11 protein-coding genes, 1 tRNA gene and 1 riboswitch are annotated in these 14008 nt (G+C 40.9%); of the genes, 9 read left to right on the top strand and 3 right to left on the bottom strand.

Going from position 1 to position 14008, the window contains the following annotated elements; all coding sequences use genetic code 11:
- The first annotated feature begins 97 nt into the window (after nucleotides 1-97).
- Nucleotides 98-1429 carry a hemolysin family protein gene (locus D8803_RS00160; RefSeq protein WP_131199904.1) on the top strand — a complete coding sequence of 444 codons (1332 nt, stop codon included), beginning with the start codon at nucleotides 98-100 and terminating at the stop codon, nucleotides 1427-1429.
- A gap of 147 nt (nucleotides 1430-1576) precedes the next feature.
- Here the strand turns inward: D8803_RS00160 and D8803_RS00155 are convergent.
- A tRNA-Cys gene (locus D8803_RS00155) sits at nucleotides 1577-1647 on the bottom strand.
- A gap of 304 nt (nucleotides 1648-1951) precedes the next feature.
- Between D8803_RS00155 and D8803_RS00150 the strand changes: the two genes are divergently transcribed.
- The 5 genes from D8803_RS00150 (at nucleotide 1952) to D8803_RS00130 (ending at nucleotide 8436) form a co-directional block, all read left to right on the top strand.
- Entirely contained in the window at nucleotides 1952-3931 is a 1980-nt protein-coding gene (locus tag D8803_RS00150) for a peptide ABC transporter substrate-binding protein (RefSeq protein ID WP_125847798.1), read from the top strand.
- 66 nt (nucleotides 3932-3997) lie between these two features.
- Nucleotides 3998-5494 carry an ABC transporter permease gene (locus tag D8803_RS00145; protein ID WP_093585951.1) on the top strand — a complete coding sequence of 499 codons (1497 nt, stop codon included), beginning with the start codon at nucleotides 3998-4000 and terminating at the stop codon, nucleotides 5492-5494.
- Complete coding sequence (gene oppC, locus D8803_RS00140; protein ID WP_000103692.1) at nucleotides 5494-6420, top strand: oligopeptide ABC transporter permease OppC; 927 nt, start codon at nucleotides 5494-5496, stop codon at nucleotides 6418-6420. The genes D8803_RS00145 and oppC overlap by 1 nt, the downstream gene beginning before the upstream one ends.
- An 8-nt stretch (nucleotides 6421-6428) precedes the next feature.
- Nucleotides 6429-7496, top strand: coding sequence for an ABC transporter ATP-binding protein (locus D8803_RS00135; protein ID WP_000159696.1), 1068 nt, complete (start codon nucleotides 6429-6431; stop codon nucleotides 7494-7496).
- Between the two features lie 10 nt (nucleotides 7497-7506).
- Nucleotides 7507-8436, top strand: a complete 930-nt coding sequence (locus D8803_RS00130) for an ATP-binding cassette domain-containing protein (RefSeq protein WP_001291316.1) — start codon at nucleotides 7507-7509, stop codon at nucleotides 8434-8436.
- An 88-nt stretch (nucleotides 8437-8524) separates the two neighbouring features.
- On the opposite strand, the gene D8803_RS00125 is transcribed toward D8803_RS00130, so the two are convergent.
- Together D8803_RS00125 and trkA are read right to left on the bottom strand one after the other, a co-directional pair.
- Nucleotides 8525-9964, bottom strand: a complete 1440-nt coding sequence (locus D8803_RS00125; protein WP_131199903.1) for a TrkH family potassium uptake protein — start codon at nucleotides 9962-9964, stop codon at nucleotides 8525-8527.
- Between the two features lie 3 nt (nucleotides 9965-9967).
- Nucleotides 9968-11317 (bottom strand): Trk system potassium transporter TrkA, encoded by a 1350-nt coding sequence (trkA, locus tag D8803_RS00120; protein ID WP_061418132.1) that lies wholly within the window; start codon nucleotides 11315-11317, stop codon nucleotides 9968-9970.
- 399 nt (nucleotides 11318-11716) lie between these two features.
- Here trkA and D8803_RS00110 point away from each other — a divergent pair, with 399 nt between their 5' ends.
- The 3 genes from D8803_RS00110 (at nucleotide 11717) to D8803_RS00100 (ending at nucleotide 13956) form a co-directional block, all read left to right on the top strand.
- Nucleotides 11717-12220 carry a tRNA (cytidine(34)-2'-O)-methyltransferase gene (locus D8803_RS00110; RefSeq protein ID WP_125425133.1) on the top strand — a complete coding sequence of 168 codons (504 nt, stop codon included), beginning with the start codon at nucleotides 11717-11719 and terminating at the stop codon, nucleotides 12218-12220.
- 40 nt (nucleotides 12221-12260) lie between these two features.
- Nucleotides 12261-12599: riboswitch (FMN riboswitch) on the top strand.
- Nucleotides 12600-12752: 153 nt separating this feature from the next.
- The gene (locus tag D8803_RS00105; RefSeq protein WP_131199902.1) at nucleotides 12753-13316 is read left to right on the top strand and encodes an ECF transporter S component; all 564 of its coding nucleotides are present in this window, start codon (nucleotides 12753-12755) and stop codon (nucleotides 13314-13316) included.
- Nucleotides 13306-13956: a phosphatase PAP2 family protein gene (locus tag D8803_RS00100; protein ID WP_131199901.1), complete on the top strand. Its 651-nt coding sequence runs from the start codon at nucleotides 13306-13308 to the stop codon at nucleotides 13954-13956. The genes D8803_RS00105 and D8803_RS00100 overlap by 11 nt, the downstream gene beginning before the upstream one ends.
- Nucleotides 13957-14008 lie beyond the last annotated feature (52 nt).

Raw genomic sequence — 14008 nt, 5'->3', positions numbered from 1 at the left:
TTGATAAGGGAGCGATTGTATAAATTAGAAAATAATGTGATTCCTACGCTAATTTGTGATATAATGGAACACAAGATACTATTTTAGGAGAAGGACTATGGAAGACCCGAGCAGTCAGAATTTGTTGCTACAGTTTGTATTATTATTTATCTTGACCTTGTTAAATGCTTTTTTCTCAGCCACTGAAATGGCGATGGTGTCACTAAACCGTGCCCGAGTAGAGCAAAAGGCAGAAGAAGGAGACAAAAGTTATATCCGTTTGTTAAAGGTACTTGAAAATCCTAATCACTTTTTATCAACGATTCAAGTCGGTATCACCTTGATTACGATCTTGTCAGGGGCCAAATTGGCGGATACCCTTGGGCAAGTGATCGCATCTTGGATGGGAAGTGGAGAGACGGCTTACGCCATTGCAAGTTTCCTCTCTTTGGCATTCTTGACCTATATCTCCATTGTTTTTGGTGAGCTCTATCCTAAGCGGATTGCCCTCAATCTGAAAGATGCTTTGGCGATTCGAACAGCACCAATTATTATTGGTCTTGGAAAGATTGTAAGTCCCTTTGTCTGGCTACTATCTGCTTCAACTAATTTGTTGAGTCGTGTGACGCCAATGACCTTTGATGATGCTGACGAAAAGATGACACGTGATGAAATAGAGTACATGCTCACCAATAGTGAAGAAACACTGGATGCAGATGAGATTGAAATGCTACAGGGGATCTTCTCTTTAGATGAGCTGATGGCTCGTGAGCTGATGGTGCCCCGAACCGACGCCTTCATGGTGGATATTCAGGATGACAGCCAAACGATTATCGAAAGTATTTTGAAGCAAAATTTCTCACGTATTCCTGTTTATGATGGGGATAAGGACAATGTGATTGGTTTGATTCATACCAAGCGTTTGCTAAACGCTGCCTATGCAGATGGCTTTGAAAATATTGTCTGGAAGAAGATCTTACAAGATCCACTCTTTGTCCCTGAAACTATTTTTGTGGATGACTTGCTAAAAGAATTGCGAAATACCCAAAGACAAATGGCCATTTTGCTCGATGAATATGGTGGTATGGCTGGTTTGGTAACTCTGGAAGATCTCCTAGAGGAAATCGTCGGCGAAATTGATGATGAAACGGACAGAGCAGAAATCGAAGTCCATCAAATCGGTGAGGATACCTATATTGCACAAGGAACCATGAATCTTAACGACTTCAACGATTACTTTGGCGTTGAACTAGAAAGCGATGATGTGGATACTATCGCCGGTTATTATTTGACGGGTGTTGGTACGATCCCAACAACTGAAAAAATCAGTTATGAACTGTTCAGTCAAAACAAGCAGATTATCCTAACCAATGATAAGGTGAAAAATGGGCGTGTTACCAAGGTAAAAGTTCAAATCACCGAATTAGAACCCGAAGAAGAAATCGAGTAAAACAGTGATTTTCGTCACTGTTTTTTTATTCGCCCTAAATTCGCCCCAAAAGATTTTCAAAGTTATCCTTATTTATCCGAAAAAAACAAAAAAGCCCGATTTTTTGGGCTTTTCATTTGGTTAATTCCTGTTATTTCAGGTACTGAAAGGCGGTAGACGGATTTGAACCGACGATCAAGCTTTTGCAGAGCCGTGCCTTACCACTTGGCTATACCGCCTCAACGTTTAATATTATACCTTGAAAATGATTCTACGTCAATAGTTTCTTAATCGAAAATCCAATTTAGAAGCTTGTCCTTTCTGACTGGGTAGAAAAATGGGGAGAGGAAACCTGAAAATCAGGCTTTATGGACATTAGGTTTGCCTTATGACTCGATAAATAGCAAACAAAGAATAAAGAAATTTGACAAATGAAAGTTTTTTGTGGATACACGCCTAAATATTCTGAAAATTCGTTTACTTTTTGAGAAATCTATGGTATAATTGGCAATAAGCCTAAATTTTTTAAGAGGAGTTACATACATGAAAAAAAGTAGAGTATTTGTTACAGCAGGGATTGCTTTGCTGGCAACTGGCGTTCTCGCTGCTTGCGGTTCTTCAAAATCATCTGATTCAACAGCTCCAAAATCCTATGGTTATGTTTATACAGCTGATCCGGAAACTTTGGATTACCTCATTTCAGGGAAACAAAGTACTAAGGTTGCCACTTCAAATGGTATCGATGGTCTCTTCACAAATGACAAGTATGGGAACCTAGTCCCTGCAATTGCAGAAGACTGGTCAGTTTCAAAAGATGGGTTGACTTATACCTACAAGATTCGTAAAGGTGTTAAATGGATGACATCTGATGGCGAAGAATATGCTGAAGTGACAGCGAAAGACTTTGTAAATGGCTTGAAACACGCAGCTGACAATAAATCAGCAGCTAAGTATCTAGCAGAAGATTCAGTTAAAGGTCTAGCTGACTATATAGCTGGAAACAATAAAGACTTTGCTTCAGTCGGTGTAAAAGCGGTTGATGATTATACCCTTGAATACACTTTGAACAAACCCGAACCATACTGGAACTCTAAGATGGCCTACTCAATCTTCTGGCCATTGAACGAAGAATTTGAAAAATCAAAAGGATCTGACTTTGGTAAAGCGACTGACCCTACATCATTGCTTTACAATGGACCATTCTTGCTGAGAGGTTTGACTGCTAAGTCATCTATCGAATTTGTGAAGAATGAAAACTATTGGGATAAAGATAATGTTCACATTGATAAAGTAACACTTGCCTACTATGATGGTTCAGACCAAGAATCAATTGAACGTAACTTTACAAGTGGAGCTTATAGCTATGCTCGTCTTTACCCAACAAGTTCAAATTACTCTAAGGTAGAAGAAACATACAAAGACAATATCTACTACACTCCATCAGGTCCTGGTATTGGTGGTTTGGGTGTGAATATTGACCGTCAAGGTTATAAATACACTTCTAAGACAACTGACGAAGAGAAGACTTCTACTAAGAAAGCTCTTCTTAACAAGGACTTCCGTCAGGCCTTGAACTTTGCCTTTGACCGTACTTCTTACTCAGCGCAAATCAATGGTAAAGAAGGTGCTCCTCTTGCAGTTCGTAACCTCTTTGTGAAACCAGGTTTTGTCTCTGCAGGCGAAAAAACTTTCGGTGACTTGGTAACTGAAAAGATGGCTACTTACGGTGATGAGTGGAAGAATGTAAACTTTGCGGATGGTCAAGATGGACTCTTCAACGCGGATAAAGCCAAAGCTGAATTTGCCAAAGCTAAAACTGCATTGGAAGCAGAAGGTGTGAAATTCCCTATTCACTTGGATATTCCAGTAGATCAATCATCTAAAAACTATATTGCACGTATTCAATCTTTCAAACAATCAGTTGAAACAGTACTTGGTGAAGAAAACGTAGTTATCGATATCCAACAAATTACTGCAGATGAACTACAGAATATTACTTACTACGCAGCTAGCGCAGCGGCAGAAGATTGGGATCTCTCAGGTGCTGTTGGATGGAACCCAGACTATGAAGATCCATCAACTTACCTTGATATCTTAAAAACAACGAATGCTGAACAAACAAAAACATACATGGGTTATGAAGGTGCAGGTAACGCTGCAGCAGCTCAAGTTGGTTTGAAAGACTACGATAAGCTAGTTGATGAAGCTGCTAAAGAAACAAGCGACTTGAATGTTCGTTTTGAAAAATACGCGGCTGCTCAAGCTTGGTTGACAGATAGCTCACTCTTCTTGCCAGCTATGTCATCAAGTGGTGCTGCACCAATCATTTCTCGTGTTGTACCATTCACAGCATCATACAGCCAGTCTGGAGATAAGGGCTCAGATGTATACTTCAAGTATATTCAGTTACAAGACAAGGTTGTAACAAAAGTTGACTATGAACAAGCTCGTGAAAAATGGCTCAAAGAGAAAAAAGAATCAAACGAAAAAGTTCAAAAAGAATTGGCTAATCACGTTAAATAAATAACTCTCAAGAGAACTTTCTCTCCATGAGGAGAAGGTTCTTTTGGGATTTTAAAAGGAAACGATATGAAGAAATATATTTTTATGCGTGTATTGCGTTCATTGGTGTCTATCTTCTTGGTGACAACCTTGACCTACACGATTATCTATACGATGGTTCCGCGAAAACTGATTTTCAAGCAGGATACCAACTATAACAAGATTGCAACGACGCCTGATAAACGGGATAACTATGAAAATACTGTTTATGAGCGGATGGGCTATATCGAGTACTACGATACCAAGGAGTTGCAAGAAAAAGCGAGTACAATGGACTCATCTGTAACAGTTGATGCCAATGATACTAATAAGGCAATCTACGAAAAATACATCAACCAACTAGGGAATGGTTGGACACTCGGTGTATTCTCAGAAAGTGGTCAATTCTATGCGACGCGTGAAATTCCGATTTTTGAACGTGTTTTCAAATTTTACTCGAACTTGCTCGACATTGATCATACAAACAAGATTCAAGACCCTGAAAATCCAAACTTGGAACGTTATCTTCGTTTTGAAAATGACCCTGCTATTGGTTGGTCATTGGTGGGTTCAGGTACAAAACATAAATATCTTTTGTATTTTAATAATCAATTTCCATTTGTACACCAAAACTTTGTGAACATTAACTTGGGAGACTCTTACCCAACTTATGCAAACACACCAGTGCTTCAAGTTATCACACAAGGTCAGGGACAAACTAAGACATCAGAAGTTCAATTCCCTACGGGTAAAAAGACTTCATCTGTAGATATTTACTCTCGTACCTACAAATCTCCAAGTCAAGCAGATGCGCGTGAAGTAGCCAACTATGGTAAAGACGATCCATATACAGCTACAGAAAGTAATTATCAATATCCATCAATGATTGCAAGCTCGGCTGTTGCTGGTTTGATCGGTTTGATTATTTCTTATGCTATCGCAATTCCTCTTGGATCTGCTATGGCTCGCCACAAGAATACTTGGATTGATAGCTTCTCGACAGGTGCTCTAACCTTCTTGCTTGCCCTTCCAACGATTGCCTTGGTTTACATCGTGCGTTTGATTGGATCATCTATTGGTCTGCCAGACTCATTCCCTATCTTGGGGGCTGGGGATTGGCGTTCTTATGTCTTGCCGGCAGTCATTCTAGGTCTATTGGGAGCACCAAGTACAGCAATCTGGATTCGTCGTTACATGATCGACTTGCAATCTCAGGACTTTGTACGTTTTGCTCGTGCAAAAGGACTGTCTGAAAAAGAAATTTCAAATAAACACATCTTTAAAAATGCCATGGTTCCTTTGGTTTCAGGTATTCCTGGTGCCGTAATCGGGGTTATCGGTGGTGCAACATTGACAGAAACGGTCTTCGCCTTCCCAGGTATGGGTAAAATGTTGATTGACTCTGTTAAGGCATCAAACAACTCAATGGTAGTTGGTCTCGTCTTCATCTTCACATGTATTTCTATCTTCTCACTCTTTGTAGGAGACATCTGGATGACTATGCTTGACCCACGTATTAAATTAACAGAGAAAGGAGGCAAATAATGTCAACAATCGATAAAGAAAAATTTCAGTTCGTAAAACGTGACGATTTTGCCTCTGAAACAATTGATGCTCCTGCCTATTCATACTGGGGTTCTGTATTTAGACAGTTTCTAAAGAAAAAATCAACAGTCTTTATGCTAGGAATTTTGGTTGCCATTATCTTGATGAGCTTTATTTACCCAATGTTCTCAGATTTTGACTTCAACGATGTAAGTAAGGTCAATGACTTCTCTGCTCGTTTTATCAAACCAAATGCTGAACATTGGTTTGGTACAGACAGCAATGGTAAATCCTTGTTTGACGGGGTTTGGTTTGGGGCGCGTAACTCTATCCTCATCTCTGTCATTGCAACTTTTATCAACCTTGTGATTGGGGTTATTGTTGGTGGAATTTGGGGAATTTCAAAATCCGTTGACCGCGTCATGATGGAAGTTTATAACATTATTTCAAACATCCCATCACTCTTGATTGTCATCGTCTTGACTTACTCAATTGGTGCTGGTTTCTGGAATTTGATTTTTGCCATGAGTGTGACAACTTGGATTGGGATTGCTTATATGATTCGTATCCAAATCATGCGTTACCGTGACTTGGAATACAACCTCGCTTCACAAACACTTGGAACACCAACCTTTAAAATCATCGTTAAAAATATCATGCCCCAATTGGTATCCGTTATTGTTTCTACGATGACCTTGATGTTGCCAAGCTTCATCTCTTATGAAGCCTTCCTTTCCTTCTTTGGATTGGGATTACCTGTAACAGTGCCAAGTTTGGGACGTTTGATCTCAGATTACTCACAAAACGTTACGACCAACGCTTACTTGTTCTGGATTCCGTTGACAACCTTGATCTTGGTATCCCTATCTCTTTTCGTTGTTGGTCAAAACCTAGCGGACGCTAGTGATCCACGTACACATAGATAGGAGTAGACATGACAAAAGAAAATAATGTAATTTTGACTGCTCGTGATATTGTCGTGGAATTTGACGTTCGTGACAAAGTTCTGACGGCTATCCGAGGAGTTTCTCTGGACCTGATTGAAGGAGAAGTTCTTGCCTTGGTAGGTGAGTCTGGTTCTGGTAAATCTGTTTTAACAAAAACCTTTACAGGGATGTTAGAAGACAATGGACGTATTGCCCAAGGAAGCATCGACTATCGTGGACAAGACTTGACCGCCTTGAATTCTAACAAGGAATGGGAGAAGATTCGTGGTGCTAAAATTGCGACCATCTTCCAAGATCCAATGACAAGCTTGGACCCAATCAATACAATCGGTAGCCAAATCACAGAAGTTATCGTTAAACATCAAGGGAAAACAGCTAAGGAAGCCAAAGAGATGGCAATCGACTATATGAACAAGGTCGGAATTCCAGACGCTGAAAAACGTTTTGATGAGTATCCTTTCCAATATTCTGGAGGGATGCGCCAACGTATCGTTATTGCCATTGCTCTTGCTTGTCGTCCAGATATCTTGATCTGTGACGAGCCAACAACGGCCCTTGACGTAACCATTCAAGCGCAAATCATTGATTTGCTTAAAACCTTGCAAAATGAGTACCACTTTACTATTATCTTTATCACCCATGACCTTGGTGTGGTAGCAAGTATTGCCGATAAGGTAGCGGTTATGTATGCTGGTGAAATTGTAGAATACGGTACTGTTGAGGAAGTCTTCTATGATCCACGTCATCCATATACTTGGAGTCTCTTGTCTAGCTTGCCTCAGCTTGCTGATGATAAGGGGGAATTGTACTCTATCCCAGGAACACCACCATCTCTTTATACTGAGTTGAAAGGTGATGCCTTTGCCCTTCGTTCAGATTATGCGATGCAAATTGATTTTGAAGAGAAGGCACCTAAGTTTTCAGTCACTGATACCCACTGGGCTAAGACTTGGTTGCTTCATGAGAATGCTCCTAAAGTTGAAAAACCTGGAGTCATTGCAGATTTGCATGACAAGATTCGTGATAAAATGGGCTTTGCTCATTTAGAAGACTAGGAGGAAGGAAATGTCTGAAAAATTAGTAGAAATTAAAGATTTAGAAATTTCCTTCGGTGAAGGAAGTAAGAAGTTTGTGGCGGTTAAAAACGCCAACTTCTTTATCAACAAGGGAGAAACTTTCTCTCTTGTAGGTGAGTCTGGTAGTGGGAAAACAACGATTGGTCGTGCCATTATTGGTTTAAATAATACCAGTAAAGGTGAAATCATCTTTGATGGCCAGAAAATTAATGGGAAAAAATCTCACAAGGAATCCTCAGACTTAATCCGTCGTATCCAGATGATTTTCCAGGACCCTGCAGCAAGCTTGAATGAGCGTGCGACAGTTGACTATATCATCTCTGAAGGTCTTTACAACTACCACTTGTTCAAAGACGAAGAAGATCGAAAAGAAAAAGTTCAAAAGATGATTCATGAAGTTGGACTTTTGAAAGAACACTTGACCCGTTATCCACACGAGTTTTCTGGTGGTCAACGTCAGCGTATCGGGATTGCCCGTGCCCTTGTGATGGAACCTGATTTTGTTATTGCGGATGAGCCAATTTCAGCCTTGGACGTATCAGTGCGTGCGCAAGTTTTGAACTTGCTCAAGAAGTTCCAAAAAGAGTTGGGCTTGACCTATCTCTTTATCGCGCATGACTTGTCAGTTGTTCGCTTTATCTCAGACCGTATCGCGGTTATCTATAAGGGAGTTATCGTCGAAGTGGCGGAGACAGAGGAGTTGTTTAACAATCCTGTTCACCCATACACTCAGGCGCTTCTATCTGCTGTACCGATTCCAGATCCAATCTTGGAACGCAAGAAGGTCTTGAAAGTTTACGATCCTGACCAACATGACTATGAGACAGACAAGCCATCTATGGTAGAAATTCGTCCAGGTCACTATGTTTGGGCTAACCAAGCGGAAGTTGCTCGTTATAAAGAAGCTCTTAAAAAATAAATCGATTAGGAGAGGACCGAAAGGTCTTCTCGTTTTTAATAGAAAAATCCCCATTCTACTAGCTTGTAAAAGGGGAATTGTATTGTAATTAACGTTTAGACCAAGTGCGTTTCATAAAGAGTAGTAAAATTGGGTAAATCTCTAAGCGGCCTGCAATCATTGCAAAGGAGAGCAGGATTTTAGAGATGGGACTAAAGATGGCAAAACTAGAGGTTGTACCTAGAATAGGTCCGATATTGTTAAAACAGCTGAAGACAGCACTGGTCACGACTAGAAAATCATTGCTATCAAGACTGACGATAAAGATGAGAGAGAGTATAATCATCACGTAGATGGCAAAATATTTAAGAATCTTGTGCTGAGTATCCTTATCAATCACTGTTTTATTGATATGCAGAGTCAAGACACGGTGAGGGGATAGGATAGACAAAATCTGATTTTTTGCGATTTTTGAGAGAATGAGTCCTCTGATCACTTTGAGACCACCTGCGGTTGAGCCAGCTGATCCACCGATTCCCATGAGGAAGAGGAGGATAAATTGGGAGAAGAGGGGCCAGTTGGTAATATCTCCGTAACCAAAACCTGTTGTCGTGATGATATTGGATACTTGGAAGAGAGCCATCTCAAAACTCTTAGAGACACCTTGGTAAAGGTGGAGGCTGTTGAGGGTAATCAAGCCTGTAGACACTAGGACAATAATCACATAAGCCCGCAGTTCTTCATCTCCAAAGAAGGCCTTGACCCGACGGAGCATAAGGAAGTAATACAGGTTAAAATTGACTCCGAAAACTAGAACGCCAAAACTGACAAGATAGGTAATTAGGGAACTACCGTAGTGAGCAATTCCGTCGTTATAGACGGTAAAGCCTCCTGTTCCCGCTGTTCCCATAGCGATGACAAAGCTATCAAACAAGGGCATACCTGCTAGATAGTAGATGACAACAAATAGGGAGAAGAGCCCTAGGTAAAGTAGATAGAGGATCTGAGCAGTATTTTTCAGTTTGGATACAACCTTACCAAAGACAGGACCAGGGACCTCTGCCTTCATCACCTCTAAGTGACTATTCTTAGCATTGTCCATAATGGCAAGTGCGAAAACAAGCACCCCCATCCCTCCGATCAAGTGGGTAAAACTTCGCCAGAAGAGGAGGGAACGACTGAGAACTGAAACATCGTTCAGAATAGTTGCTCCTGTAGTCGTAAATCCAGAACTGATTTCAAAGAAGGCATCGATGACGCTTGGGATTTGTCCTGAAAAGACAAAAGGGAGGCCACCAAAGAAAGACCAGAGAATCCAACAGAGGGCAACAATTAAGACCCCTTCCTTGGCGTAAATCCGTTGATTTTTCGGTTTTCGTAAAACGCCAAGACCACCAAGAAGGACTAAAATTCCAATCGTAGAAAAGAGAGCGATAAATACTTGACTGGATTCTTGGTAATAGGTTGCTACACCAACAGGTACTAGAAGGAGAACAGCCTCAATCAAGAGAAGTTTTGAGAGGAGGTAACGAATCATACTTTTATTCATTTTTTACCTCTCAATCAAATCATAAATCTTGGTGATGTTTGGCAATAAGGTCGTCACGAGTAACTTGTCTCCCACCTCAAGCATATCCTCTCCAGTAGGGAAGATTGTTTTTCCTTTTCGGATAATGGCTGCGATGAGAACACCTTTTTTTAATTTTAGATGCGAAAGTGGCTTGGCAGTCATTTTATTAGCTTCCTTGATATGGAATTGCAGGGTTTCAATTTGGCCATTTGCAAGATGGTGCATGGCTTGAAGGTCTGAGTATTGGGCGTTTACCCGACCACGGATAAAGTGCATAATGGTATCCACTGCGATGATTTTCGGCGTGATGATACTTGAAAAATCAGGCGCATGGATAATCTCTAGAAGACTAGTTCGGTTGACCTTGGTGATATTTTTCTGGACACCAACACGGTCAAGGAACATGGAGGTGATGATGTTTTCCTCGTCAACCCCAGTTAAGGTTGCGACCGCATCGTAGCTAGGAGCACTTTCTTCCAGTAAGATGTCCTTAGCAGTTCCATCTCCTTGTACGATATAGAGATTTGGGAATTTTTCACTAAAGAAACGAGCTCTTTCAGGATTGATCTCGATAACCTTGGTATCAATGCGACTGTCTTTTAAAATGCCAAGTAGATAATAAGCGATTTTTCCAGCTCCAACGATAAGCAAGCTTTTCACTGCACGCGATTTGAAATAGTTGTGGAAAAGCATCATATCCACACGATTCCCCGTAACAAAAATCCGATCCTTGTCCTGGATAGTAACATCACCACTTGGAATCATGAGTTGATGGTCTCTTTCCATAGCACAGACAATGATGTTGCCAAATTTTTTACGGAAGTCTGAGATTGGCATTTGACAGAGCCCGCTAGAATCTTTGATAACAAACTCCATCAGGCTGACCCGACCTCCAGCAAAACGCTCAACTGAGAGGGCATTAGGAAAATCGATGATATTTGAGATGGCACGGGCTGCTAGGAGTTCTGGATTAACGATAAGTGAAAATCCAAGAATATTTTTCTCCTTAAAATAGGCATTAGAGTATTCAGGATTTCGCACTCGAACGATGGTTTCTTTAGCGCCCATTTTTTTAGCAAGTACCGCTGAAATCATATTCACTTCATCGTATTCAGTTAGAGCGATAAAGATATCGCACTCTTGAACGCCAGCTTGCTCCAAGATGGCAAAGTCAGCACCATTTCCAAGGAGGCCCATGATATCAAAGCGACTGACAATATGGTTAAGTACAGCTTCATTTTGCTCGATGAGGACAACGTCATGGTTTTCCGCTACTAGTGAACGACAGAGGGCGAAACCAACTTTCCCTCCACCAACAAGGACAATTTTCATATAAAAAACCTACTTTTTCATGATGTAACTATCATACCCTTTTTTAGCAAAAAATGCACTTGCCAAGCCGATTTTTAAAGGAAGAAAGGGCTTTTTCAAGTTTTTGAAGATAAATATGCTTATCCTCTATAAAATGTCTCTGATTTGAAGTGATTTTACTCTCTTGCTAAGGCTATTTTGAAAGTGAATGTCTCAGTATGAAAATATAATAAAAAAAGTAAAAAAATCAAGTCGTTTCTATTGACATTGATTCTGAAAGTGTTATACTAAGGAAGTAGTTTCGCTGATTTACTTCAAACCTGTTGTGAGGTAAGTTAACGATGCCTTAACCACGCTGTTTGCTGAGCTTGACTCCGGGCAGTGTGGCTATTTTTTTGCAATGATAAAAGGAAACCCGTAATGACAAATCACATTGTATTATTCGAGCCTCAGATTCCACAAAATACAGGTAACATTGCGCGTACTTGCGCTGCCACCAATTCTCCCCTTCACATCATTAAACCGATGGGATTTCCGATTGATGACCGCAAGATGAAGCGGGCTGGTTTGGATTACTGGGATAAGCTTGAGATTTATTTTTATGACAGTTTGGAAGATTTCATGTCTCGAATGAAGGGCAAAATCTATCTGATTTCAAAATTTGCGGAAAAGGTCTATTCTGAAGCAGATTTATCGACGGACGAAGACCATTATTTTCTCTTCGGACGTGAAGATAAGGGCTTGCCTGAGTACTTTATGCGCGAACATCCCGAAAAGGCTCTCCGTATTCCTATGAATGATGAGCATGTTCGCAGTCTCAATATTTCTAATACTGTATGTATGATTGTCTACGAGGCGCTTCGTCAGCAGAACTTTGCAGGTCTTGAGCTAGTTCACACCTATGAAGCAGATAAATTGAAATAATCAAAATGCTTGCACTTGCAAGCGTTTTTTGTTAAGATTAAAGGGTCTTCAGGGCTGGGTGCAATTCCCGACCGGCGGTGACTTTAATACTCTTCGAAAATCCAATTCAAACCACGTCAGCTTCGCCTTGCCGTACTCAAGTACAGCCCGCGGCTAGCTTCCTAGTTTGTTCTTTGATTTTCATTGAGTATCATTAGGAAAAAATTTTTCCTTTAAAACTTTGTTGACAAGTTTTGCCTAACTGGAAGTTATGCCTACAGCTTGTCGCCTAGTCTAAAAGAAAAATCTCTATTTCCTTCCCTTAAAGAAGTCCGCGAGCGCAAGCTGATGTGGTGCGATTCCACAACCGACAGTATAGTCTGGATGGGAGAAGACGAAAGAATGGCTTTGTCTGTTCTGATGAGTTTATAGAGAAGTTGCAACCGCTTGCTCAAAAGAGTGAGAGGGAACTTTTGAGATATAAAAAGTGAGAATAGATAGAGGGATCCTTTCCAACTTCTTCTGATTTTATAGAAAATTGGAGGAACCTGTTATGACAAACACACGTCGAATTTCGACCATTGCGATTTTATCAGCCATTTCATTTGTGCTGATGTACTTTGACTTTCCGCTCTTGCCAGCGGCAACCTTCCTCAAGATTGAGTTTAGTATCTTGCCAGTCCTTGTAGGCTTGGTGGTGATGGATTTACCAGCTGCTCTAGGAATTCTCTTGATGCGCTCACTCTTGAAGTTGCTCCTGAATAGCCAAGGAGTGAACACCTACATTGGGTTGCCAATGAATATCGTAGCCTTGGGAGTTTTTGTGATCGCTTTTGGTTTGATTTGGAAAAAGGAGCGCAGCACCCTTCGTTTTCTACTAGCATCTCTAGCGGGGACAATCGGATTGACTGCGGCTATGTTGATTCTCAACTATGTCTATGCTGTTCCTTTGTACGCGAAGTTTGCCAACTTTGATATTGGAAAAATTATGGGACTTTCCAATTACCTAATGACTATGGTCTTGCCTTTCAACTTGATTGAGGGTGTAATCTTTGCCGTTTCATTCTGGTTGTTGTATGTCCTCTTGAAACCAACCCTAAAACATTATGAGAGATAAACAAACATTTTTAATGAAGGGCAGTTTTGCCCTTTTACTTTTCGTCCTTCTTGGCTATATGGTCAAGTTTTACCCCGAAACGCTGGTCGGTTTTGACCAACCGATTCAGACTGCTATTCGTGGGGACTTACCAGATTATTTGACAGTCCTGTTCCGAGCCCTCACACGCCTGATCGATATCCCAGTGATTATCACCTGGGTTGCCATTGCAGCCGTTATCTTTTATCGTAAGCAGTGGAAGATAGAAAGCTACTTCATGGCGGGCAATCTAGCCTTAGCCGGTCTTTTGATTGTGACCTTTAAAAATATTTACCAGCGTCCACGACCAGCTATCTTACACCTAGTCGAGGAGAAGGGTTTTTCCTTCCCAAGTGGCCATTCTCTGGCTGTAACCTTGATGGTAGGCACTCTGATTGTCATTCTCAGTCAACGAATTAAAGATCCAGTCTGGAGAAGAATCGTACAAATCGTGCTAGGTCTCTACCTAGTCAGTGTGCTGGTATCAAGAGTCTATCTGGGAGTTCACTATCCATCAGATGTTCTTGCTAGTCTTTGTGTGGGCTTGGGAGTCCTGTTTATCGAATTTCCCTTCTACGACAAACTTCGCTTCCAATGGCGATTTAAAGGCGAGCAGAGGTGAGATAGGTCTTGCAAGAATGGTAAAAATCTGATAAACTATGTAGTAATTGAAT

The organism is Streptococcus oralis, from assembly GCF_003943385.1.
Classification (GTDB): domain Bacteria; phylum Bacillota; class Bacilli; order Lactobacillales; family Streptococcaceae; genus Streptococcus; species Streptococcus oralis_CA.
The sequence above is the reverse complement of the archived record's forward strand: the minus strand, read 5'-3'. Positions and strand labels throughout refer to the sequence as shown.

What these genes read in the sequence shown, in the direction of transcription:
- D8803_RS00160 (WP_131199904.1), top strand. Translation starts at nt 98, where the DNA reads ATGGAAGACCCGAGCAGTCAGAATTTGTTGCTACAGTTTGTATTATTA.
- D8803_RS00150 (WP_125847798.1), top strand. Translation starts at nt 1,952, where the DNA reads ATGAAAAAAAGTAGAGTATTTGTTACAGCAGGGATTGCTTTGCTGGCA.
- D8803_RS00145 (WP_093585951.1), top strand. Translation starts at nt 3,998, where the DNA reads ATGAAGAAATATATTTTTATGCGTGTATTGCGTTCATTGGTGTCTATC.
- oppC (WP_000103692.1), top strand. Translation starts at nt 5,494, where the DNA reads ATGTCAACAATCGATAAAGAAAAATTTCAGTTCGTAAAACGTGACGAT.
- D8803_RS00135 (WP_000159696.1), top strand. Translation starts at nt 6,429, where the DNA reads ATGACAAAAGAAAATAATGTAATTTTGACTGCTCGTGATATTGTCGTG.
- D8803_RS00130 (WP_001291316.1), top strand. Translation starts at nt 7,507, where the DNA reads ATGTCTGAAAAATTAGTAGAAATTAAAGATTTAGAAATTTCCTTCGGT.
- D8803_RS00125 (WP_131199903.1), bottom strand. Translation starts at nt 9,964, where the DNA reads ATGAATAAAAGTATGATTCGTTACCTCCTCTCAAAACTTCTCTTGATT.
- trkA (WP_061418132.1), bottom strand. Translation starts at nt 11,317, where the DNA reads ATGAAAATTGTCCTTGTTGGTGGAGGGAAAGTTGGTTTCGCCCTCTGT.
- D8803_RS00110 (WP_125425133.1), top strand. Translation starts at nt 11,717, where the DNA reads ATGACAAATCACATTGTATTATTCGAGCCTCAGATTCCACAAAATACA.
- D8803_RS00105 (WP_131199902.1), top strand. Translation starts at nt 12,753, where the DNA reads ATGACAAACACACGTCGAATTTCGACCATTGCGATTTTATCAGCCATT.
- D8803_RS00100 (WP_131199901.1), top strand. Translation starts at nt 13,306, where the DNA reads ATGAGAGATAAACAAACATTTTTAATGAAGGGCAGTTTTGCCCTTTTA.